General features: G+C 72.5%; 22 protein-coding genes and 1 pseudogene. 14 read left to right on the top strand and 9 right to left on the bottom strand.

What is annotated here, in order from left to right:
* Window positions 1–138: 138 nt before the first annotated feature.
* A pseudogene (locus AC5P09_RS16750) lies at window positions 139–495 on the top strand (MFS transporter); the annotation flags it as partial.
* Here AC5P09_RS16750 and AC5P09_RS16745 read toward each other — a convergent pair.
* Entirely contained in the window at window positions 387–626 is a 240-nt protein-coding gene (locus tag AC5P09_RS16745; protein ID WP_493874670.1) for a hypothetical protein, read from the bottom strand. The pseudogene AC5P09_RS16750 and the gene AC5P09_RS16745 overlap by 109 nt on opposite strands.
* A gap of 44 nt (window positions 627–670) precedes the next feature.
* On the opposite strand from AC5P09_RS16745, the gene AC5P09_RS16740 reads away from it, so the two are divergent.
* From AC5P09_RS16740 to AC5P09_RS16730, 3 genes are all read left to right on the top strand, one after another.
* A complete protein-coding gene (locus AC5P09_RS16740) occupies window positions 671–1192 on the top strand; it encodes an MFS transporter (protein WP_493874669.1) in 522 nt (173 codons plus the stop codon).
* 61 nt (window positions 1193–1253) lie between these two features.
* Window positions 1254–1985 (top strand): NUDIX hydrolase, encoded by a 732-nt coding sequence (locus AC5P09_RS16735; protein WP_493874668.1) that lies wholly within the window; start codon window positions 1254–1256, stop codon window positions 1983–1985.
* Window positions 1982–2998 carry an ADP-ribosylglycohydrolase family protein gene (locus AC5P09_RS16730; RefSeq protein WP_493874667.1) on the top strand — a complete coding sequence of 339 codons (1017 nt, stop codon included), beginning with the start codon at window positions 1982–1984 and terminating at the stop codon, window positions 2996–2998. Before AC5P09_RS16735 ends, AC5P09_RS16730 begins: the two co-directional genes overlap by 4 nt.
* 27 nt (window positions 2999–3025) lie before the next feature.
* Here AC5P09_RS16730 and AC5P09_RS16725 read toward each other — a convergent pair whose 3' ends face one another.
* The 3 genes from AC5P09_RS16725 to AC5P09_RS16715 are packed head-to-tail and all read right to left on the bottom strand — an operon-like array spanning window position 3026 to window position 4710.
* Window positions 3026–3436 carry a Rieske (2Fe-2S) protein gene (locus AC5P09_RS16725; RefSeq protein WP_493874666.1) on the bottom strand — a complete coding sequence of 137 codons (411 nt, stop codon included), beginning with the start codon at window positions 3434–3436 and terminating at the stop codon, window positions 3026–3028.
* Entirely contained in the window at window positions 3433–4017 is a 585-nt protein-coding gene (locus AC5P09_RS16720) for a DUF6529 family protein (protein WP_493874665.1), read from the bottom strand. The genes AC5P09_RS16725 and AC5P09_RS16720 overlap by 4 nt, the downstream gene beginning before the upstream one ends.
* An 18-nt stretch (window positions 4018–4035) precedes the next feature.
* Complete coding sequence (locus tag AC5P09_RS16715) at window positions 4036–4710, bottom strand: hypothetical protein (RefSeq protein WP_493874664.1); 675 nt, start codon at window positions 4708–4710, stop codon at window positions 4036–4038.
* A 240-nt stretch (window positions 4711–4950) separates the two neighbouring features.
* Between AC5P09_RS16715 and aroH the strand changes: the two genes are divergently transcribed.
* From aroH to der, 5 genes are all read left to right on the top strand, one after another.
* A complete protein-coding gene (aroH, locus tag AC5P09_RS16710; protein WP_493874663.1) occupies window positions 4951–5319 on the top strand; it encodes a chorismate mutase in 369 nt (122 codons plus the stop codon).
* Window positions 5316–6401: a prephenate dehydrogenase gene (locus AC5P09_RS16705; RefSeq protein WP_307673757.1), complete on the top strand. Its 1086-nt coding sequence runs from the start codon at window positions 5316–5318 to the stop codon at window positions 6399–6401. The genes aroH and AC5P09_RS16705 overlap by 4 nt, the downstream gene beginning before the upstream one ends.
* Before the next feature lie 86 nt (window positions 6402–6487).
* Window positions 6488–7174: a (d)CMP kinase gene (gene cmk / locus AC5P09_RS16700; protein WP_493874662.1), complete on the top strand. Its 687-nt coding sequence runs from the start codon at window positions 6488–6490 to the stop codon at window positions 7172–7174.
* A gap of 62 nt (window positions 7175–7236) precedes the next feature.
* Window positions 7237–7824 (top strand): lysophospholipid acyltransferase family protein, encoded by a 588-nt coding sequence (locus AC5P09_RS16695; RefSeq protein WP_493874698.1) that lies wholly within the window; start codon window positions 7237–7239, stop codon window positions 7822–7824.
* A gap of 79 nt (window positions 7825–7903) precedes the next feature.
* A complete protein-coding gene (der, locus tag AC5P09_RS16690; RefSeq protein ID WP_493874661.1) occupies window positions 7904–9379 on the top strand; it encodes a ribosome biogenesis GTPase Der in 1476 nt (491 codons plus the stop codon).
* Between the two features lie 49 nt (window positions 9380–9428).
* On the opposite strand, the gene AC5P09_RS16685 is transcribed toward der, so the two are convergent.
* Window positions 9429–9782, bottom strand: coding sequence for a hypothetical protein (locus AC5P09_RS16685; protein WP_493874660.1), 354 nt, complete (start codon window positions 9780–9782; stop codon window positions 9429–9431).
* 96 nt (window positions 9783–9878) lie between these two features.
* Window positions 9879–10661 (bottom strand): DUF8842 C-terminal domain-containing protein, encoded by a 783-nt coding sequence (locus AC5P09_RS16680; RefSeq protein WP_266442135.1) that lies wholly within the window; start codon window positions 10659–10661, stop codon window positions 9879–9881.
* Between the two features lie 545 nt (window positions 10662–11206).
* On the opposite strand from AC5P09_RS16680, the gene AC5P09_RS16675 reads away from it, so the two are divergent.
* Both AC5P09_RS16675 and AC5P09_RS16670 read left to right on the top strand, forming a co-directional pair.
* Window positions 11207–11884, top strand: coding sequence for a LysM peptidoglycan-binding domain-containing protein (locus tag AC5P09_RS16675; RefSeq protein ID WP_493874659.1), 678 nt, complete (start codon window positions 11207–11209; stop codon window positions 11882–11884).
* Window positions 11885–12000: 116 nt separating this feature from the next.
* Window positions 12001–12498, top strand: a complete 498-nt coding sequence (locus AC5P09_RS16670) for a LysM peptidoglycan-binding domain-containing protein (RefSeq protein ID WP_493874658.1) — start codon at window positions 12001–12003, stop codon at window positions 12496–12498.
* Between the two features lie 42 nt (window positions 12499–12540).
* On the opposite strand, the gene AC5P09_RS16665 is transcribed toward AC5P09_RS16670, so the two are convergent.
* The 3 genes from AC5P09_RS16665 to AC5P09_RS16655 are packed head-to-tail and all read right to left on the bottom strand — an operon-like array spanning window position 12541 to window position 16396.
* Window positions 12541–13236 (bottom strand): ABC transporter ATP-binding protein, encoded by a 696-nt coding sequence (locus AC5P09_RS16665; RefSeq protein ID WP_493874657.1) that lies wholly within the window; start codon window positions 13234–13236, stop codon window positions 12541–12543.
* Window positions 13233–15920 (bottom strand): ABC transporter permease subunit, encoded by a 2688-nt coding sequence (locus AC5P09_RS16660; protein WP_493874656.1) that lies wholly within the window; start codon window positions 15918–15920, stop codon window positions 13233–13235. Before AC5P09_RS16660 ends, AC5P09_RS16665 begins: the two co-directional genes overlap by 4 nt.
* Window positions 15920–16396: a hypothetical protein gene (locus AC5P09_RS16655; RefSeq protein ID WP_493874697.1), complete on the bottom strand. Its 477-nt coding sequence runs from the start codon at window positions 16394–16396 to the stop codon at window positions 15920–15922. The genes AC5P09_RS16660 and AC5P09_RS16655 overlap by 1 nt, the downstream gene beginning before the upstream one ends.
* A 121-nt stretch (window positions 16397–16517) precedes the next feature.
* Between AC5P09_RS16655 and AC5P09_RS16650 the strand changes: the two genes are divergently transcribed.
* The 3 genes from AC5P09_RS16650 (at window position 16518) to AC5P09_RS16640 (ending at window position 19193) form a co-directional block, all read left to right on the top strand.
* Window positions 16518–17054 (top strand): MTB12 C-terminal domain-containing protein, encoded by a 537-nt coding sequence (locus tag AC5P09_RS16650; RefSeq protein ID WP_493874696.1) that lies wholly within the window; start codon window positions 16518–16520, stop codon window positions 17052–17054.
* Window positions 17029–18321, top strand: coding sequence for an ABC transporter substrate-binding protein (locus AC5P09_RS16645; protein ID WP_493874655.1), 1293 nt, complete (start codon window positions 17029–17031; stop codon window positions 18319–18321). Before AC5P09_RS16650 ends, AC5P09_RS16645 begins: the two co-directional genes overlap by 26 nt.
* Window positions 18322–18389: 68 nt before the next feature.
* Window positions 18390–19193 (top strand): hypothetical protein, encoded by an 804-nt coding sequence (locus AC5P09_RS16640; protein WP_493874654.1) that lies wholly within the window; start codon window positions 18390–18392, stop codon window positions 19191–19193.
* Window positions 19194–19212 lie beyond the last annotated feature (19 nt).

Raw genomic sequence — 19212 nt, 5'->3', positions numbered from 1 at the left:
AACGTCGCCTGGGCGCTGGGCGTGTGCGTCACGCTCTGTCACAGTGTGACTACGATTGGCTAATCCGACTGGTGAGCCCACCTGGCCTCCGCCGCCGCGGCCCTCGCGGGCGGCCCGGGACAACTCATCACCGCCCGTGTGGTGCAGGGCGCGGGGGCCGCCGTGCTCCTGCCGCTCACCCTGACCTTGATCAGCGAGGCGTTCCCGGCCGAGAAGCGGGGCATGACCATCGGAGTGTGGGGCGGGGTGACCGGCCTCGGCGTGGCGGCCGGGCCCGTGCTCGGCGGGGCGGTCACCGAAGGACTGTCCTGGCAGTGGATCTTCTGGCTGAACGTGCCCATCGGCATCGCGATGATGCCCCTGGCCGCCACGAAACTCCGCGAGAGCTACGGCACCAGGCCCCAACTCGACCTGGTCGGACTGGTGTTGGCGGCCGTCGGGCTGACGGGCCTGGCCTGGGCGCCGGTGCGGGCTCCCGAAGCGGGCTGGGGGAGCGTCGAGGTGCTGGCCGCGCTGGTCGTCGGGACCGTGTCCGTGGCGGCCTTCCTGGGGTGGGAGCAACGGGGCGCCCGGTATCCGATGCTGCCGCTCGGATACTTCCGGCGGCGGGCCTTCTCCACCGCCAACGCCGCCGCTTCTCCTCTTCGGCTCGCTGCTCGGCGCCCTCTTCATGATCACGCAGCTCTTCCAGTTCGGGCTCGGCTACTCCCCGCTGGAGGCGGGCGTGCGCATCCTCGTGTGGAACGCCATGCCCCTGCTGGTCGCACCGGTCGCGGGCGCGCTCGCGGACCGGTTCGGCACCCGCCCCTTCATGCTGACCGGCCTGGCGTTGCAGGCGACGGGGCTCGGGCTGCTGGCCTGGCAGATCGAACCCGGCGTCGGATACGGGCAGATGGTGGTCCCGCTGATCATCGCGGGCATCGGCATCTCCATGGTGTTCCCCAGCGTCGCGAACGCCGTGACCTCGTCCGTGCCGCTGAGCGACGCGGGCGTCGCCGCCGGCGTCAACAACGCGCTGCGCGAGCTGGGCGGGGTCTTCGGGGTGGCCGTCGCCGCGGCCGTGTTCATGACCTACGGCGGCTACGGCTCACCGGCCGCCTTCCTGGACGGGTGCGCGCCCGCGCTCTGGGTCTCCGCGGGGGCCGCGGCGGCGGGGGCGGTGGTGGCGGTGTTCGCACCGGGCCGCAAGTAGGGGGTTGTGGAGACGCAGCCACCTCTTTATAGTCGTACTGACTATAAAGAGGTGGCTGCGGATGGACGGCGACAACGAGGTCTACGACAAGTACGCCTACGAACCCTTCGCTGTCACCGTCGACCTCGCCGTGCTCACCCTTCGCGCGGGAGCGCTGCACGTCCTGCTCGTCGAGCGCGGGCAGGAGCCGTACGCCGGGCACTGGGCGCTGCCCGGCGGGTTCGTGCAGCCGGACGAGTCGGCGGAGACGGCCGCTCGGCGGGAGCTCGCCGAGGAGACCGGCCTCGCGGACGTGTCCGGGCTGCACCTGGAGCAGCTGTGGACCTACAGCGAGCCCGACCGGGACCCCCGGATGCGGGTCGTGTCGGTCGCGTTCGCCGCACTGCTGCCGGACCCGCCCGAACCGCACGGCGGCAGTGACGCGGCGCAGGCGCGCTGGGTGCCCTACGACTCGGCCCGGCCGCTCGCCTTCGACCACGACCGCATCCTGGCCGACGCCCATGAACGCGTCGGCGCCAAGCTCGAGCACACCTGCCTCGCCACCGCCTTCTGCCCGCCCGAGTTCACGCTCGGCGAGTTGCAGCAGGTCTACGAGACGGTGTGGGGCACCACGCTCGACCGGCCCAACTTCCGGCGCAAGGTGCTCGCCACACCCGGGTTCGTCGAGCCGGTGCCCGGTGCCGCCCGGCTGACCGGCGGCCGGGGCAAACCGGCCGCGCTGTACCGGGCTGGTCCGGCCACCGCCCTGCACCCGCCTCTCCTCCGACCGTCCCGGGAAGGACGCCCCGCATGACCACCACCCTCACCAAGCGCGCCGCCACGGGCTCGCTCATCGGGCTCGCCCTCGGTGACGCGCTCGGCTTTCCGACCGAGTTCAACGACGTGCCGTCGATCCTCGCCAAGTGCGGACCCTGGCGGGAGATGGCGCTGCCGACGCCCGCGATCGTCACCGACGACACGCAGATGACGCTGGCGCTGGGGAAGGGGCTGCGGACGGCCATGGATCGGGGGGTGCTCGGGCCCGACATGGCCGAGCCCGTGCGGCGGGAGTTCATCGCCTGGAACCGTTCCCCGGAGAACAACCGGGCCCCGGGCAACACGTGCCTGCGGGCCTGCGCCCTCCTGGAGCGTGAGCACCTGCCCTGGCAGGACGCCAGCCAGATCGGCTCCAAAGGCTGCGGAGCCAACATGCGGGTCGCGCCCGTCGGGCTGATCCCCGGCCTGAGCGACGAGCAGCGCGCGGGTGCCGCCCAGTTGCAGTCCGCCCTCACGCACGGGCATCCGACGGCACTCGCCGCCTCCGACCTCACCGCGCACGCCGTACGGCTGCTCGCGCACGGGACCGAGCCGGGCGAACTGGTCGGGCTGCTGCGGTCGTACGCCGAGGAGAACCGCAGCCGGTACCACGAGCGCTGGCTCGGGGACCTGTGGACGCGCAGCCAGGATCCCGGCCCCGAGCACTTCATCGCCCGCGGGTGGGACGAGTGCCTGGCCATCCTGGACCGCCTCGAGGCCGCCCTGCGCTCGCCCTCGCCCGAGTCCGACCCGTGCCTGGCCACCGGCGAGGGGTGGATCGCCGAAGAGGCCATGGCTACCGGGCTGTTGAGCTTCCTGCTCTTCGCGGACGAGCCGGTGACGGCCCTGCGCCGGGCCGCCTGCACCGCCGGTGACTCGGACTCCATCGCATGTCTGGCGGGTGCCTTCGCGGGCGCGTACCTGGGCGCGGAGGTCTGGCCGGCCGAGTGGGCGGACCGGATCGAGTACCAGGGTGAGCTGGTGACCCTCGGGGCGCTCTGGGACGCCTGACGGGGCTGCCGAACCGGTCTGCGGCGGTCAGGCCACAGTGATCGAGTCCCCTGACACCTTGATCTGCTTCTCGGGCAGGGGCTTGGTCGCCGGCGGGTTCTGCACAGCGCCGTCCGTGATGCTGAACTTGCTGCCGTGGCAGGTGCAGTTGATGGTGCCGTCGGTGACGTTGGCGACCGGGCACTGCTGGTGGGTGCAGATGTTCGAGAAGGCCTTGAAGTCGCCCTCCTTCGGCTGGGTGACGACGATCTTCTGGTCCGGGAAGATCTTGCCGCCGCCGACCGGGATGTCGCCCGTCTTCGCCAGTTCCTGCCCGGCGGAGGCCTCGACCGAGGACGAACCGGAGTCGCTGTCGTCGCCGTACTCGCTGCATCCGACGGTGAGCGCCGCCGCGCCCGTCGCGAGGAGAACCGTGCGCCGCGTCGGGCCTTGAGTCATGTCGTCACTCCGAAAGTGCGGAAGAACCAGAGGGCTGAGGTGAGCCAGATGATCGTGAGGGCGGTGAAGACCAGGCCGCCGACGATGGGCAGCAGCCAGCCGGGGAGTCGCTCCGAACGGAGCAGCAGCATCTTGGCACTGAAGGCACCGAAGAAGAAGCAACCCAGAAGAGAGTGCCACAAAACGCGCGTTTCGTACGTCTGATACCCCAGCGCGTACAGACAGTGCACCGCGACCGGCACCGACACCAGGAACGCCACCCGGCCCGACCAGCGGTGCAGGGCCGGTGACCAGCGAGGGCCGGGCAGCCTGCCGTACATCATCGCCGCCGAGACCACCTGGACGAGGGCGAAGAAGAACGCGACGGTGCCGAGCCACGACTTCACCGCCCCCGTGCTGCTGAAGCCGGCCAGGTTGAAGGCGGTCCCCGCCGGATCGTGGACCTTGCCGTACACGCCCAGGCCCACCGCCACCGCGGCGGCGACGAGCGCCGGGACCAGATAGCGGGCCGGGTGCGGGCGGCGGTGGTCGGGCTCCGGGGAGGGGAAGTTCTGGGTGGCGGCGTTCGGGTCGACGGTCATCAACGACTCCGGGAAGGGTCAGGGGGTGACGGGGCGTGCCGTGAGCTGCTGTCCGTCGATCGTCACCGCGCCGGTCTCCGGGTCGATCCGCGGTGCTGGTGAGGGTTCGCCGTCGCGGGTGAGGATGCCGACCTGCCGGCCGTCCGGCAGGACGATCCAGCCGCCGTCGACCTTCGCGCCGCGTACCGTCGCCGTGGCCCGGTACAGCCCGGACGGCTTCTTCGCCTTGTCGGCGGTGAACGCGTACTGCCCGCCGTCGATGTCGACGGTGCCGCTGATCCGCTTGCCCTCCTTGAGGGTGCCGTTCAGCTCGGCGCCGTGCTTCCCGGTGAGCTTCATGGTGCCGTCGCCCTCGACGTCGCCCTTCAGCCAGGACTCCTTGGCGCGGCCGTCGCAGAAGTAGGCGATCGCCTTGCCGTCGCGCAGCGTCACGGCGACGGAGGCGGAGTCGTCGGTGGTGCGGCCCGCGTAGTCGGCGTCGGGAATCTGGGTGCGGGACGGGGACGGGGACGGGGAGGGTGAGGGGGACGCGGTCGTCCGGGTGGGCGTCGGGGCGGCCGTGGCCGCCTCCGGTGACTCCTCGGCGTAGGAGGTCGAGGCGCTCTTCGTCCCCGTCGTCGAGTTCATCGACAGCATGAACAGGCCGAGCAGCAGTCCCGCGAGCAGAGTGACGACAGGTCCCGAACGCTTCATGAGAGGCCTCCCCCGAGGCGAGCTTCCTGCCATCAGAGCGGACCGGGGGCCCCGCGTCCAGAGGCGCACGGGGGCGTTCTCGCCCCAAGTAGCGGATTTGCGCGTTACGGGTGACCTTGGCGGGGTTCGCCTGAGAGACAGGCGCCGTCTCAGCGGGCGGGCGCCGCGCACCGGCTCCACACGGGCTGACTAGGCTGGATGAACCAAGAGCCGACAGGTACATCAGCAAGGAGCATGATCGTGGCGGTACGAGCGGTGAGGGGCGCCGTCCAGCTCGAGCGGGACGAGGCCGGCCACATGGACGAGCAGGTCGGGGCCCTGCTCACCGCGGTCCTGGAGCGCAACGGCCTCACCCCGGACGACCTGATCAGCATCTGGTTCACGGCCACGCCCGACCTGCACAGCGACTTCCCGGCCGCCGCGGCCCGCAAGCTCGGCATCGGCTTCGGCGATGTGCCGCTGATCTGCGCCCAGGAACTGGACATCGAGGGCGCCATGCCCCGCGTCGTCCGCGTCCTCGCGCACATCGAGTCGGACCGGTCCCGCGCCGACATCGCGCATGTCTACCTCGGCGCCGCGGCCGCCCTGCGCAAGGACATCGCCCAGTGAGAACCGCCCTCGTCATCGGCACCGGACTCATCGGTACGTCCGCCGCTCTCGCCCTGTCCCAGCGGGGCGTCGTCGTCCACCTCGCCGACCACGACCCGGAGCAGGCCCGTACGGCGGCCGCGCTCGGCGCCGGCACCGACGAGGCGCCCGAGCAGCCCGTGGACCTCGCGATCGTCGCCGCCCCGCCCGCTCACGTGGCCGCGGTGCTCGCCGACGCGATGCGCCGGGGCCTGGCCCGCGGCTACCTCGACGTGGCGAGCGTCAAGGGCGGCCCGCGCCGCGAGCTGGAGGCGCTCGGCCTCGACCTGTCGGCGTACATCGGCAGCCACCCGATGTCGGGCCGCGAGAAGTCGGGCCCGCTGGCCGCCACCGGCGACCTCTTCGAGGGCCGCCCCTGGGTGCTGACGCCGACCCGGGACACCGACACCGAGGTGCTGAACCTCGCCCTGGAGCTGGTCTCGCACTGCCGTGCCGTGCCGGTGGTGATGGACGCCGACGCCCACGACCGTGCCGTCGCCCTCGTCTCCCACATGCCCCACCTGGTCTCCAGCATGGTCGCCGCGCGCCTGGAGCACGCCGAGGAGGCCGCCGTACGGCTGTGCGGGCAGGGCATCCGGGACGTGACCCGGATCGCCGCGTCCGACCCCGGGATGTGGATCGACATCCTGTCCGCGAACCCGGGGCCGGTCGCCGACCTCCTCGCGGACGTCTCCGCCGACCTCGACGAGACGGTCCGGGCGCTCAGGGCCCTGCAGGCCTCCGACGAGGACAAGCGGCGCGAGGGCACCATCGGCATCGAGAGCGTCCTGCGGCGCGGCAACGCGGGCCAGGTCCGGGTGCCCGGCAAGCACGGATCCGCTCCCCGGGCGTACGAGGTCGTGGCCGTCCTCATCGACGACCAGCCCGGCCAGCTGGCCCGCATCTTCGCGGACGCGGGGATGGCCGGGGTCAACATCGAGGACGTACGGATCGAGCACGCGACCGGGCAGCAGGCCGGTCTGGTGCAGCTGATGGTGGAGCCCAAGGCGGCGCCGGTCCTGACGGCGGCACTGCGGGAGCGGGGCTGGGCCATCCGCCAGTAAGGAGGCCTCTGGCGAGCCAGTAACCTTGTGCGGGGCGCTTTTGCGTCCCCGCACACTCCCACCACGCACCAGGAAGGTGTCCCCCCGTGGAAAACGGCGCCGCCCAGCCCGTGATTGTCGCCATTGACGGCCCCTCCGGCACGGGCAAGTCGAGCACGTCGAAGGCCGTGGCCTCCCAGCTCGGCCTGAGCTACCTCGACACCGGCGCCCAGTACCGGGCGATCACCTGGTGGATGGTGAACAACGGGATCGACACCGACGACCCGTCGGCGATCGCCGCGGCGGCCGGCAAGCCCGACATCGTCTCCGGCACCGACCCGTCCCACCCCACGATCACGGTCGACGGCGCCGACGTGGCCGCCCCGATCCGCACCCAGGAGGTCACCTCCAAGGTCAGCGCGGTCAGCGCGGTGGCCGAGGTGCGCGCCCGGATCACCGAGCTGCAGCGCTCCATCGCGGCCACCGCCGAGCAGGGCATCGTCGTCGAGGGCCGCGACATAGGTACGACCGTGCTGCCCGACGCCGACCTGAAGATCTTCCTCACCGCCTCGCCGGAGGCACGGGCCGCCCGCCGCAGCGGTGAGCTGAAGGGCGCCGACGTCAACGCCACCCGCGAGGCCCTGATCAAGCGGGACGCGGCCGACTCCAGCCGCAAGACCTCGCCGCTGGCCAAGGCCGGCGACGCGGTCGAGGTGGACACCACCGAGCTCACGCTGGCGCAGGTCATCGAGTGCGTCGTCACGCTCGTCGAGGAGAAGCGGGCCGCGAAGTGAGCGTTGTGTCCGTGCCCTCCGAGAAGGGCGCCGAAGTAGGGCGGCGCATCGGCGTCGGCCTGATGTACGGGCTGTGGAAGCCGCGCGTGCTGGGCGCCTGGAAGGTCCCCGCGACCGGCCCGGTGATCTTCGCGGTCAACCACTCCCACGTCGTCGACGGTCCGATGGTCATCGGCGTGGCGCCCCGGCCCTCGCACTTCCTGGTCAAGAAGGAGGCGTTCGTCGGCCTGCTCGGCCCGTTCATGACCCGCGTCGGCCAGATCAAGGTCGACCGCGACACCACCGACCGGACGGCCATCACGCGCGCGCTGGGCGTGCTGGAGAACGGCGGCGTCCTCGGGATCTTCCCGGAGGGCACCCGCGGCGAGGGGGACTTCGCCGCACTGCGCGCCGGGCTCGCGTACTTCGCCGTCCGCGGCGGCGCCCCGATCGTCCCGGTCGCCGTACTGGGAAGTTCCGAGAGGCCCGGACGGTTGATAAAGGGGCTGCCCCCGCTGCGCAGCCGGGTCGACGTCGTCTTCGGCGACCCGTTCGAGGCCGGCGACGGCAGCGGACGGCGTACACGCAAGGCGCTCGACGAGGCGACCGAACGCATCCAGAAGCAGCTCACCGCACACCTGGAAAACGCCAGGCGCCTGACCGGGCGCTAGGCGACACTGAGTAGTGGACCAACCGGACAAACGAACCGGGTGTTCCACCGATCACCACGATGAACGAGGTACGGACTTCATGAACGACCACATCCACTCCGACGGCTCGGGCGAGGAGCACGACCACGGAGCGCTTGGCGACGCCGAGTACGCGGAGTTCATGGAGCTCGCCGCGGAAGAGGGCTTCGACGTCGAGGACGTCGAGGGCGCGATCGAGGCGGCGGGCCACGGGCCGCTGCCCGTTCTCGCCGTCGTCGGCCGCCCGAACGTCGGCAAGTCGACTCTGGTGAACCGCATCATCGGCCGCCGCGAGGCCGTCGTCGAGGACAAGCCCGGTGTCACCCGCGACCGCGTGACCTACGAGGCCGAGTGGGCGGGCCGCCGCTTCAAGCTCGTCGACACCGGCGGCTGGGAGCAGGACGTCCTCGGCATCGACGCCTCCGTGGCCGCACAGGCCGAGTACGCGATCGAGGCGGCCGACGCGGTCGTGTTCGTCGTGGACGCCAAGGTGGGCGCGACCGACACCGACGAGGCGGTCGTACGACTGCTGCGCAAGGCCGGCAAGCCCGTCGTGCTGGCCGCCAACAAGGTCGACGGCCAGAGCGGCGAGGCCGACGCGGCCTACCTGTGGGCCCTCGGTCTCGGCGAGCCGCACCCCATCTCCGCGCTGCACGGCCGCGGCACCGGCGACATGCTGGACGCCGTCCTGGAGGCCCTGCCGGAGGCGCCCGAGCAGACCTTCGGCACCGCGGTCGGCGGCCCGCGCCGCATCGCCCTCATCGGCCGGCCGAACGTCGGCAAGTCCTCGCTGCTGAACAAGGTGGCGAACGAGGAGCGCGTCGTCGTCAACGAGGTCGCGGGCACCACGCGCGACCCGGTCGACGAGCTGATCGAACTCGGCGGCGTCACCTGGAAGTTCGTCGACACGGCGGGCATCCGCAAGCGCGTCCACCTCCAGCAGGGCGCCGACTACTACGCCTCGCTGCGCACCGCGGCCGCCGTCGAGAAGGCCGAGGTGGCGGTCATCCTGATCGACGCCTCCGAGTCCATCTCCGTCCAGGACCAGCGCATCGTCTCCATGGCCGTGGACGCGGGCCGCGCGCTCGTCCTCGCGTTCAACAAGTGGGACACCCTCGACGAGGAGCGCCGCTACTACCTGGAGCGCGAGATCGAGACCGAGCTCGCCCAGGTCGCCTGGGCGCCGCGGGTGAACGTCTCGGCGCGCACCGGGCGCCACATGGAGAAGCTGGTCCCGGCGATCGAGACGGCTCTCGCCGGCTGGGAGACCCGCGTCCCCACGGGCCGGCTGAACGCCTTCCTCGGCGAGCTGGTCGCCGCCCACCCGCACCCCGTCCGGGGCGGCAAGCAGCCGCGCATCCTGTTCGGCACGCAGGCCGGTACCAAGCCGCCGCGGTTCGTGCTCTTCGCCTCCGGCTTCATCGAGGCGGGATACCGGCGCTTCATCGAGCGCCGCCTGCGCGAGGAGTTCGCCTTCGAGGGCACCCCGATCCACATCTCGGTGCGGGTGCGCGAGAAGCGCGGCAAGAAGAAGTGACGCACGCATGAGGAAGGGCGGCCGCTCCGGGGCCGCCCTTCCTCATGTCTCAGACGCCTCTGCGCGGCCCCGGCGGCAGCGCCGCCGGAACGTGGTGCATCCCGGTGCTGTGCTGCTGCCCGATCTGCCCGACGCGCTGCCACTGCGACTGCTGGCGGGCGCTGTAGGCCCCCGCACTGTAGGCGCTGTACGAGCCCGTGCTGTGCGGGATGTTCCCGAAGGCGGTGAAACCCAGTTCGTCCTCGCCGCTGCGATCACCCGGCAGCGAACGGAACGACTTGACGTACTCGGCGTAGAGCGCGTCGTAGATCGGCGTGGCCGAGGGGCCGCCCGAAGGATCCTGAGCCACTCGCGTGGAGGGGAGCGACGGGAACTGGCGGCGGGGAACATCGTAGGTGTGCACGTATGTCCAAACGACCCCGCACTTGAAGAGATGCGGTTGTGCATCAGGCCTTCAGGGGCGCGAGGCCGCATCGATGTGCGGCTCCGCCGCGTGGGCTCACGTCCCCGCAAGCGGCATCGCGGCCGCGACCAACTTCCCATTGGCCGCCGCCTTGTCCAGCGCGTCCCGCAGCAGGTCCTCCCGGGGCTGCCGCCCGATGGACCCCACCGGCGCGGCGAACATCAGCACCTGCTGGTGCTTGTTGGCGGCGGCCCGCCAGCTCTCCGTGACCTGAAGAGGCTGGTGCGCCTGCCACCACGCCACCGGCTGCCCGCCGTTCGGCGAAGGCTGGAGCACCGCGTGCAGCTGCCCCACGGCCAGCAGCACCGACCACCCGTGCAGCACGGACGGCGTGGAGTCGATCGTCGTCAGCGGCATGAACCCCTGCTCGATGAGCAGCGGCAGGAAGTCGTCGCCGGCCCCCGTCGCCCCGGGCCGCACGATCGGCGCGGTCGGCTCGACCACCAGCGCCGGGTGCAACTCCCCGGCGATCAGGACCAGTCCGCTGGTCACGCCGAGCACGGCCTGCTCGGGTGCGATCTTGTCCGGCTCCAGGTCGACCGTGTCGCCGGTGATGGACTTCACCGCGCCCTGGAGCTGTTCCTCGGTGACCTGGACGACCTGGGAGGGCAGACAGGTGGCGTGGGCGAAGGCGAGGACGGCGGTCTCGTCGCCGATGAACAGGACGGTGCTGGTGCGCTCCTGCTCGGAGTCGCCCTGGGTGCGGCAGGACGTGCAGTCGTAACTGCCGGGGGCGTTCTCTCCGGCGAGCAGCCGGTCGGCCTCTTCGTCGCCGATCTCGGCGCGTACCTCGTCGCTGACGTCGAGCATGCGCGGCACGGTGGCTCCCTCGGGATGTGGTGCGTGGCGGGGCCGGGTGGCTCCCGGCCCGTGAACCGGGTGGGTCCCGGGCTCATGAAGAAGACAACGGGCGATCTGTGGCGAGAGTCACGCCCCAGGGCGAACGGAATCGAACCATCCACAGCGCAGGGTCACCTTTGGTGCGCAATCCGGCACTCACCGTCAATTCCTCGGATATCCAAGGAAGTTGGTTCGGTGAAGTGGGTCACAGATCATCGAGACGACTGGTCGACAAATCAGGAAATCGGCGAATGAAGTGGGTGGCCGAAAGTTGCCGATACCCGAGGTAACGGCGAACTGGCCTGGAGTGACAAGCAGTTGGTTGATACCGGGCGGTCACCCTCTCTACATTCCTCCGCCGTGTGCAACGAGCACCGCTCGGGTTCGTCCGCCGGCCGCACGCGTCCTCGACGCCTGCACGCTTCACAGCCTCCGGCGGACGGGGCGGAGCACGACGACGGCGTACGACACGCAGGCGTCGCGCCCCGCCTTGGGGGACCCCGGGTCCGTGGAGAGGGAACTTCATGTCCGAATGTGCCGATACCACTCGCGACAACGTTCGTAAGACCCGTACGACGGCGGTCCTCGCCGGGGCGGCACTGCTCGCCCCGCTCGGTCTGCTGGCCGCGACCGGCAACGCCGCGGCGGCCGACGGCGGGGTGTGGGACCGCATCGCCCAGTGCGAGAGCGGCGGCAACTGGCACATCAACACCGGAAACGGCTACTACGGAGGACTCCAGTTCTCCGCGTCCACCTGGCGCGGGTACGGCGGCACGGCCTACGCTCCGACCGCCGACCAGGCGACCAAGTCCCAGCAGATCGCCGTCGCCACCAAGGTCCAGCAGGCCCAGGGCTGGGGCGCGTGGCCCACCTGCTCGGCGCGGGCCGGAGCGTCCGGGAGCGCGCCGGCGGCTCCCGCGGCCGGCTCGGCCTCCGGGTCGGAATCGGGATCCGGGTCGACCTCGGGGTCGGCCTCGGGATCGGCCGCCACCGATTCGGCTCCGTCGAAGGCGCCGGAGCGCTCGACGCCGAGCACGTCCCGCGGCTCGTCCCGCGGTGACTACACCGTCCGCGCGGGCGACACGCTCAGTGGCATCGCCGCCCGGCACGGGACCACCTGGCAGCGGCTCTTCGCCGCCAACAAGGCCGTCGTCGGCGGCGATCCCGACGTGATCGTGCCCGGGCAGCGCCTCGACCTCTGAGCCGCTCCCCCCTCCCCGGGTACGGGGCCCCGCCCGGTCCGCCGACCGGGTGGGGCCCCTGGGCGCACCGGGCGCGCCGCGACGGGCGTACGGCACGGGCCGCCTAGCGTGGACCGATGCACCCGAAGCCGATCAAGCTCGCGCTGGCCACGGCCCTGCTCGCCGCCCTCGTCTCCACCCTCGCTTCCGGGGTCGCGCACGCGGCACCGCCGTCACCGGCTCCCGGACCGCTCCTGGAGCGCGCGCCCTACGAGTGCGCCGCGGACCAGTGGCCCTGGGGCTGCATCGCCGAGTGCGAGAGCGGCGGGCGCTGGAACGCCAACACCGGAAACGGCCACTACGGAGGGCTCCAGTTCGGGCAGCCCACCTGGGAGGAGTTCGGCGGCCTGAAGTACGCCCCGCGCGCGGATCTCGCCACCCGGAAGGAACAGATCGCCGTCGCCCAGAAGGTGGTGGCCGTGCAGGGCTGGGGGGCCTGGCCGGTCTGCTCCAAGAGGTACGGGCTCACGGGCCGTATGCACACGGTGAAAACCAACGACACCCTCTCCGCGATCGCCCACAAGTACGGCGTCGAGGGCGGCTGGCGGGCGCTGTACCAGGCCACCAAGGACTGATCGGCCGCTCTCCGGACCGGCTGGAGGTCGGCACGCTGCTGGTCATCCCGAAGGGCTCGGCCCGCGTCTCCGCGCTGTTCGGTCCGTCGCTTCCCGTCTCCGGAACTCTGCTGCCTCTCCGCTGAACAGCACGCTCCCGCGACGCAGTTCGTACACGACCGCCGCCTGGTCGTGCAGGACGGGCGGCAGCCGCTGCTCGGCGACGACCACGCACGCGTCGAGCGAGGCCAGCAGCGTGTAGGTGCGGGCCGCGACCGTGGGGGACATGCCCTGCGCGGGTTCGTCGACGAGCACCACGCGCGCGCGTGCCAGTAGGGCGCGGGAGAGGGCGAGCATGCGCTGCTCGCCGCCGGAGAGGGTGCCGGCGCGGCGCTCGAGCAGGGGTGCGAGCTGCGGATAGGCGTCCAGGGCGATGTCGTGTGCCGGTGCCGCGAGCTCCAGGTTCTCGCGCACGGTGAGGGAGGCGAACACCGCCTGCCGTTCGGGGACCAGGCAGAGGCCGCGGCGGGCCCGCTCGAACGCCGGTACACGGGTCACGTCGGTGCCGTCCCAGAGCACCGCGCCGCCGGACAGCGGCACGGTTCCGGCCAGCGCGCGCAGGACGGTCGTACGGCCGGAGCCGTTGCGGCCCAGCAGGACGGTGAGGCCGGGGCCCGGGGCGGCGAGGGTGACGCCGTGCAGGGCCTCCAGGGGGCCGTAGCGCACGCGCGCGTGGCGCAGTTCCAGGGCCACCGTCATGCGGGGGCCTCCTGGGCGCCGAGGGCGTCGAGGACGCGGGCGGGCGGGCCCGAGGCGACGATCCGGCCCGCCGTCATCACGTGCACGACGTCGGCGAGGTCGGCGACCAGGTCCAGGTCGTGCTCGACGACGAGCAGGGCGGTGCCGTCGGCGGCGAGAGCCTTCAAAACCTTGGTGAGCGCGGCGACTTCGGCGGTGTCCAGGCCGGCGGCGGGTTCGTCGAGCAGCAGCACGCGGGGGGCGCCCGCCAGGGCCCTGGCCAGTTCGACGCGGCGCAGGGTGCCGGTCGGCAGGTCGGCGGCGGGCAGCGCGCGGACCGGTCCGTCGAGTCCGAGCAGCCTGAGTGCACGCTCCACGGCGCCGGGATCGGTGACGCGTCCCTGCTCCGCACCCACTTGAACGTTCTCGGCCACGGTCAGGGACGGGAAAACGGCCAGTTGCTGGAAGGTGCGGGCGATGCCGAGCCGGGTGCGTGCGTGTGCGGTGAGCCGGGTGATGTCCCGTCCGCCCAGCAGGACCTGGCCGTGCGAGGGGCGGTGCGTTCCGGCGAGGCAGTGGAACAGGGTGCTCTTTCCGGCGCCGTTGGGGCCGACGATCGCGGTGATCCGGCCGTGAGGGACGTCGAGGTCGACGCCGTCGAGGGCGGTGAAACCGTCGTAGCGGGCGTGGAGGTGGCGGGCTGTGAGGGTGGGTGCGGGTGCGTTGGGGGGCACCCGGCGCGCGGCCGGGTTTTTTGGGTTCCCACCCGCACCGCCGGTGCGGCTTTCGTGGTCGGGTGCGGGTGGCCCTGGTGGGGGCGGAGCGCCGTCGGCGGCCGCAGCCCGTCGCTCCACGGGCCGCAGCCGCGCCCGCACCCGCTCCCCGAGCGGCGTCAACGCTGCCCGCGGCCGCGGCCGCAGCCGCCCCGCCGCTGTCCGCAGCGCCTCGTACGGTCCCCCGGGGAAGCGGCCGACCAGTACCGCCAGTACCCCGATCAGCGCCGCCGCCACCCCGCCCCGGGCGCCCGCGTCGAGGCCCACCAGCAGCGCCGCCGCGGCCAGGGCACCCAGGGTGCTGTCGGCGCCCAGGACGACGACCGCGGCGAACCAGAGGAGGCCGCGGACGGGGTCGTAGGCGCCGGGGTCGAAGGCGCGCAGGCCCATGCCGAGCATGCCGCCGCCGAGCGCGGCGAGCGCGGCGCCCGAGACGAAGGCGAGGAGCTTCAGGAACGGCACCCGGACACCCGCCGCCGACGCGCCCGCCTCGTGGTCGCGCATGGCGGCGAGGGCCCGGCCCGTACGGCCCCTGCGCAGGGCGTGCGTCGCCAGCAGCGCGGCCGCCAGCAGGAGGAGCTCCAGGACGTAGTACGCGCGGTCGCCGTCGAAGCCGGCCGGCCGGCCCAGCGACAGCCCGGAGACGGCGTACGGCTGGGCGAAGACGAAGCGGCTCACCCCGACGCCCACCGCGAAGGTCGCGAGCGCGAGGGCCAGGCCCCGGCGGCTGATCGCCGGCCAGCCCGTCAACAGGCCCAAGGGGGCGACCAGGACCACCGCCACGGCCAGCGCGGCCAGTTCGGGGAGCCGGGGCAGTCCGGGGAAGCGCCCGGCCGCCAGCAGGGCCGTGAAGAGCGCGCCCAGGCCCGCGTACGCCGCCTGCCCCAGGGAGATCTGGCCGCCGCGGCCGGTGACCACCACCAGGGACAGCAGCACCACGCCCAGTGCCGGCACCTGGACGGCCGTATGGAGGTCCGAGCCCGCGAAGCCGAGCGGCAGCAGGAACAGCACGGCGGCGACTATCCAGGCGCCCGGCGGCGTCGGCACGCGCGCGGTGGCCGTGCGCGGCAGCGCGTCGCGCGTGCCGATGCGGGGGAGTGCCAGCGCCGCGATCAGCAGGGCCACGACGAAGAGGTTCGCGCCGGCCGCCTGAAGCAGCGGTTCGCGCCAGCCCGAGGGGTGCAGTCGCGTCAGCTGGCTCTGCGCCACCCCGATGCCGAGGGCCACCACGACCGCGACCGGCAGGCTGCGCATCCGCGCGGCCACCGCGACCGCCACCACCTCCATGACCAGCAGCGGCAGACCGTACGGGTCCAGGCGTACGTACGGCGCCAGCAGCACGCCCGTCAGACCCGCCGTGAACGAGCCGAACGCCCAGCCCGCGGCGGCCACCCGGTCCGCGTCGATCCCGCCGAGCACGGCGAGCCGCCGGTCGTCCACCACGGCCCGCAGCTCCCGCCCGAAGCGCGTCCAGCGGATCACCGTGCCCACACCGACGGCCAGCACCAGAACCACCGCCAGCTGCCCCCACGGGTCCGCCGACACCAGCTCCGGAGCGTCGTCCCGCGCGCCCTGCCCCCACACCAGCGCGGCCCCGCCCACCAGCAGCACGAACACGCCGATGGAGGCGACCAGCGTCTGCGCCGGGTCGCTCCCCAGCACCGACAGCGGCCGGAAGACGAAACGCTCCAACGCCATGCCCAGGGCCGGCGCCAGCACCAGCAGCGTGACCGCCGCCCCCGCCCACAGCGGCCAGCCCCACTCGACCACGCACTGCCGCAGCACGTACGCGCACACCATCGCGATCGCGCCGTGCGCGAAGTTGAGCACGCCGGTCGCGCGGTACGTCACGATCAGGCCGATCCCGGTGAGGGCGGCGGCGCTGCCGACCGAGAGACCGGCGAGCGTGAGGTCGTACGTCAGGGAGGACATCAGTCGGTTTCTTCGGCGGGCTCGCAGATGGGGCAGGGGCCCAGCTCGCCGCTCGCCACCAGCTTGGAGTCGACCGGCACCGCCTCCGCCTTCCCCGCCACCAGCGGGCAGTCCGCGCGGTGCCACAGCGTGCCGCCGGGCACCATCAGGAGGTCCCCGCTCACCGCCAGGGGCGCCGTCACGGTCTGCCCGGACTCCTCGGCGTCGGCGGGCTCCGCGGTCACCAGGAGGCCGTACAGCTCCTCCACGCGGGCCGCGGCCAGGGCGTTGCGGCCGTGGGTGAGGAGGACCGCCCCCGCGATGATCAGGGCGGCGCCGGGGACCGTGCAGGAGGCGAGATAGGGCAGTTGGCGTTCGGCGTAGCGCTCGCCCGAGACGCCGTACCAGCCGAGGACGCACAGCACCGCGCCCGCGGCGAGCGCGGCCCAGCCGGCCCACAGGACGGGGTGAACGGTCCGCAGTCGGGCTGTCCGCATCTCAGGCTCCCACGTCATGTGTCTGTCCATGTCAGCCGATGGCTTGCACTATGCCTTCTGGAAGCTGACCCTGAAAGCACCGGGCGCCCACGGCCCGGACCGACACCCGGTGGTGAGCCAGATGGTTCTCGGGAGCGACCTCAGGCGGGGGAACGTCAGCCGAGGGCTGGTGGCGGTGGTGTTCCTCCTCGCCTCGGCCCTCACAGCCTGCTCGGACGACAGCGGCGGCGGCGACACCACTCCGCCCACACCCTCGGTGGAGACCCCCGCCAGCGCGGAGCCGAGCCCGACCGCCCCGGACGACGCCGCGGCGGCCGAGCGGGAGATCAAGCGGAACTGGGTGAAGTTCTTCAACCCGGCCGTCCCGGTCGAGGACAAACGGGCCGTCCTGGAGAACGGCGACCGGATGACCCAGGTCCTCGACAGCTTCAGCGGCGACGAGCGCGGCGGCCAGGTGGAGGCGAAGGTCAGCAAGGTCGAGTTCACCTCGCCGACCGAGGCCAACGTGACGTACACCCTCACCCTGAAGGGCGCCACGGTCATGCCCGACGCCGCCGGCACGGCCGTCGAGCAGGACGACGTGTGGAAGGTCTCCGTGAAGACGCTGTGCGGGCTGGTCGGCCTGAGCGGCAATGCCTCTCCGGGCCCGGGCTGCTGAGATGGCCGTCGCGGGCCTGCTGCTCCTCTTGAGTACGGCCTGCGGCAGCCGCCTCCCGGAGAGCGACTTCGAGCACGGCGGCCGGACGTCGGCGCCCGCGCGCAGGGACGGCGCCCCCCTCCGCGTCGGCATCATCACCAGCGCCACCAGCCCGGTCGGCGGCAACGCCTTCACCGGCCCGCGCGACGGAGCCAAGGCCTACTTCGACCGCCTCAACGCGCGCGGGGGCATCGACGGCCGCCCGGTCGAGGTACGGCTGTGCGACGACGGCGGCAGTGGAGTCGGCAACAACACCTGCGTGCACAAGCTGATCGACGAGGACAAGGTCGTCGCCCTGGTCGCCACCACCGCCCTCGACTACGCGGGCGCCTCCCGCGTCGCACGCGCGCGCGTGCCCGACATCGGGGGCCAGCCCATCGGTGCCGCCTACGACACCTGGCCGCACCTGTACGGCATCTACGGCAGCCTCGCGCCCCGCGACGGCACGACCGGCTGGGACGGCGAGCAGTACGGCGGCACCGAGGTCTACCGCTACTTCAAGCGCGAGCACGGCGCCCGTACGGCCGCCGTCGTCTCCTACAACCAGGCCGCGTCCGCCGCCTACGCCTCGCTCGTCGAGCGGGGGCTGAAGGCCGAGGGCTACCAGGTGGTGACCGAGCAGGTCGACTTCGCGCTGCCCAACTTCCGTGCCGTGGCGGCCGACTTGAAGGAGCAGGGCGTCGACCTCGTCTTCGACGCCATCGACAGCCACGGCAACGCCCGGCTGTGCGAGGCGATGGACGACGCGGGCGTAGAGGTCACCGCCAAGGTCACGAACGTACAGAACTGGACGTCCACCGTCCCCAAGGACTACAAGGACGCCCCGCGCTGCCGCAACGCCCTCTGGGCGACCGCGTCCAGCCGCAACTACGAGGACACCGGTCATGAGGCCGTACGGGAGTTCAGGGACGCCACGAAGGGCCTCAAGACGCACTCGCAGTGGCAGCTGGAGGGCTGGGCGGCCGCGATGTGGTTCACGGACGCGGCACGGTCCTGCCCCGAAACCGGCGTCACGCGCGCGTGCGTGGACGCTTTCATGAACCGCGGCGAGGGATACACCGCGGACGGGCTGCTCGTCCCCGTGGTGTTCGAGCGGCGTGCCGAGCCGCCGAAGACCCGCCGGACCTGTCTGTCGGTGGCCGGCTGGGAGGACGGCCGGGGATGGGTGTCCCAGGGGGACATGGACAGCACTTGTTTCGACGTTCCGCAGCTTCCGTATCGGCCGTGACAGGCAACCAAAGTGTCCGTTCGGTGGTCTAACCGGGCAGTACTGATCCAAAGGAGGATCGCCGTCGCATGACGATGCCCGCTCCTCGGGTCGCACCGCTGAGTGCCGACTGCGTCGCCGACTCCGCGGGCGGACTGACGTTCGACGTCGCCGCGCGCGGAGCGAGTGGCGTGGCGCATCTGGTGCTGCGTCGGCGCGACGGGGAGGAGGAGATCGGTCTGCCGCTGACGCCGGTCGCGGACGGCCGGCTGCGGGCCGCCCTGCCCAGCACCGTCGCCCTGCCCGAGGGCCGCTGGGACGCCTACGCCCGCGTGACCGGGAGCGAGCCGCAGCGCCTCGCTCCGGGCGCCACCGACCTGAGCTCGCTCGCCGCCCGCATCCCGAGCGGCTCCCGCGGCCACATCGCCGTCCGCATCCCGTACGCCACCCGGCAGGGCAACCTCACGGTCCGCAGCTGGCTGCGCGCCCCGCACGCCGAGGTGGGTGAACTGCGCGTCTCCGGCGCCGCGTTGACGGTGCAGGGGCGGGTGTACGGCACGGACTTCGCCCCGGACGCGTACGCCGAGCTGCGCGGCCGGCACCGCCCGGACCCCGCCCGGCGTACCGAAGTCGCCGTCGACCGGACGGAGTTCGGCTTCTCGGTGGCGTACGCGCGTCTGGAGCCCGGCGTCTGGGACCTGTGGCTCAGGCCCGGCGGGGAGACCGGGCCGCGGGTACGGATCGCACGACTGCTCGACGACGTCGCCGACAAGAAGCCCGTGTTCACCTATCCACGCGCGCGCGTGCAGACGTCGGACGGGCCGGTGGAGGCGGGGCCGTACTACACGCGGGACAACGACCTGTCGGTGTCCGTGAGCCCGGTCGGTTCCTGAGGTACTTGCGGACAGCGGC

Source organism: Streptomyces sp. a15 (genome assembly GCF_059026085.1).
Note: the sequence above shows the minus strand (reverse complement) of the source record. Positions and strands in the feature narration are given on the sequence as shown.

Coding starts and splice junctions, on each gene's coding strand:
- AC5P09_RS16650 (WP_493874696.1), top strand. CDS start 16,518: ATGGTTCTCGGGAGCGACCTCAGGCGGGGGAACGTCAGCCGAGGGCTG.
- AC5P09_RS16730 (WP_493874667.1), top strand. CDS start 1,982: ATGACCACCACCCTCACCAAGCGCGCCGCCACGGGCTCGCTCATCGGG.
- AC5P09_RS16655 (WP_493874697.1), bottom strand. CDS start 16,396: ATGCGGACAGCCCGACTGCGGACCGTTCACCCCGTCCTGTGGGCCGGC.
- AC5P09_RS16675 (WP_493874659.1), top strand. CDS start 11,207: ATGTCCGAATGTGCCGATACCACTCGCGACAACGTTCGTAAGACCCGT.
- AC5P09_RS16695 (WP_493874698.1), top strand. CDS start 7,237: ATGTACGGGCTGTGGAAGCCGCGCGTGCTGGGCGCCTGGAAGGTCCCC.
- AC5P09_RS16640 (WP_493874654.1), top strand. CDS start 18,390: ATGACGATGCCCGCTCCTCGGGTCGCACCGCTGAGTGCCGACTGCGTC.
- AC5P09_RS16645 (WP_493874655.1), top strand. CDS start 17,029: ATGCCTCTCCGGGCCCGGGCTGCTGAGATGGCCGTCGCGGGCCTGCTG.
- AC5P09_RS16735 (WP_493874668.1), top strand. CDS start 1,254: ATGGACGGCGACAACGAGGTCTACGACAAGTACGCCTACGAACCCTTC.
- AC5P09_RS16725 (WP_493874666.1), bottom strand. CDS start 3,436: ATGACTCAAGGCCCGACGCGGCGCACGGTTCTCCTCGCGACGGGCGCG.
- AC5P09_RS16670 (WP_493874658.1), top strand. CDS start 12,001: ATGCACCCGAAGCCGATCAAGCTCGCGCTGGCCACGGCCCTGCTCGCC.
- AC5P09_RS16715 (WP_493874664.1), bottom strand. CDS start 4,710: ATGAAGCGTTCGGGACCTGTCGTCACTCTGCTCGCGGGACTGCTGCTC.
- AC5P09_RS16660 (WP_493874656.1), bottom strand. CDS start 15,920: ATGTCCTCCCTGACGTACGACCTCACGCTCGCCGGTCTCTCGGTCGGC.
- AC5P09_RS16720 (WP_493874665.1), bottom strand. CDS start 4,017: ATGACCGTCGACCCGAACGCCGCCACCCAGAACTTCCCCTCCCCGGAG.
- AC5P09_RS16665 (WP_493874657.1), bottom strand. CDS start 13,236: ATGACGGTGGCCCTGGAACTGCGCCACGCGCGCGTGCGCTACGGCCCC.
- der (WP_493874661.1), top strand. CDS start 7,904: ATGAACGACCACATCCACTCCGACGGCTCGGGCGAGGAGCACGACCAC.
- AC5P09_RS16740 (WP_493874669.1), top strand. CDS start 671: ATGATCACGCAGCTCTTCCAGTTCGGGCTCGGCTACTCCCCGCTGGAG.